The organism is Falsibacillus albus, from assembly GCF_003668575.1.
Classification (GTDB): Bacteria; Bacillota; Bacilli; order Bacillales; family DSM-25281; genus Falsibacillus; species Falsibacillus albus.
The window spans coordinates 1-1,380 of record NZ_RCVZ01000037.1 but is presented as its reverse complement, the minus strand read 5'-3'; the positions used below and the strand labels follow the sequence as shown (position 1 = coordinate 1,380).

At 41.7% G+C, this 1,380-nt stretch carries 1 protein-coding gene; it reads left to right on the top strand.

From position 1 onward, the window contains the following. Window positions 1-118 precede the first annotated feature (118 nt). Window positions 119-1,336: an ISL3 family transposase gene (locus D9X91_RS22285; RefSeq protein ID WP_121682846.1), complete on the top strand. Its 1,218-nt coding sequence runs from the start codon at window positions 119-121 to the stop codon at window positions 1,334-1,336. Window positions 1,337-1,380: the final 44 nt, after the last annotated feature.

Below are 1,380 nucleotides of genomic sequence, written 5' to 3'. Positions count from 1 at the left end.
TGGTTCTATAATATTTGTTGGGGTTCTTACACAATTTGAACAAAAAAATGCACGTAATCATCCAGTCTTTTATACTTGAGTTGTCGAGAAACAAGTATAGATAGGAGATACGTGCATAATGAATTCTAACATAATTTTACCTGGGTTTGAAGAAGTAATGGTTACGAAAATGGAGGAAGTGGAGGGGAGACTCGCTATTCATGCAGAGATGCCGGTTACACCCCACAACTGTCCAGTCTGTGATACCTTCACGACCAAGATTCACGACTATCGGATACAAAAAATTAAGCATTTAAAGCTATTCGAACGACATACGCTGATTTTCTACAGAAGGAGACGTTTTGTTTGTCCTTGTGGAAAGAAGTTTGCCGAAAAGAACCCTTTTGTGGATCGATACCAACGGTTGTCACTCGAACTGAACCAGGCGGTTAACATTCGCAGTATTAAGGGCAAGACCTTCAAGGAGACGGCAGAAGTGTATGGAACGTCCTCTTCCACCGTCGTGAGGCGCTTTGATCAATTGGCGAAGGAGACCGTCAACGAAGAAGCAAAGGAATTGCCGAAGGTAATTGCCATCGATGAATACAAAGGGGACACTAGAGAAGGCAAGTACCAGCTCATTATCGCGAATGGGATCACCAAAGAACCGATTGATATCCTTCCCAATCGGTATAAGAATACCCTTAAGCACTATCTCCGGAAGTATGGTGCACAAGTGGAGGTGGTCATCATGGATATGAGCCAATCCTTTAAAGCAGCTGTCACACAAACCCTTGGAAAACCAATCATTGTGGCCGATCGGTTTCACTTTGTCCGATATATCTATTGGGCTCTTGATGGAGTGAGGAGAAGAGTGCAGTCTTGCTGGCATGACTACGATCGTAAGAAATGCAAAAAGATGCGCCATGTATTCTACAAGAAGTCTTGTAAGTTAACAGAGGAAAATCGGTGGTATCTTCAGAGGTATCTGGATATGTCCCCTGAATTAAAGAAGGCATATGAACTAAAAGAGGTCTTTTGTCAGTGGTTTAACAGTGCCAAGCAGAATGGAAAAGAGAACATCCACCAAACTAAAAATGATTTGTATGCTTTCTACAGTATGATTGATGCCTCAGGCATCCCTGAGTTCCAAAGAGCAGCCCAAACCCTAAAAAATTGGCAGATTGAAATATTGAATAGCTTTAGTTACAACTATTCCAACGGCTTTTTGGAGGGAATCAACAACTTAACGAAAGTGATGAAACGGAACGCTTTTGGCTTCAGAAGCTTTTTGCGTTTCCGAGCGAAAATACTCTTAACACATAAGTATAAAAGATTGGGTTCACATATTGGATAAGGGTGAAGCAAAATTCACATCACCCCAACATTTGACGTTGAACC

Coding starts and splice junctions, on each gene's coding strand:
- D9X91_RS22285 (WP_121682846.1), top strand. CDS start 119: ATGAATTCTAACATAATTTTACCTGGGTTTGAAGAAGTAATGGTTACG.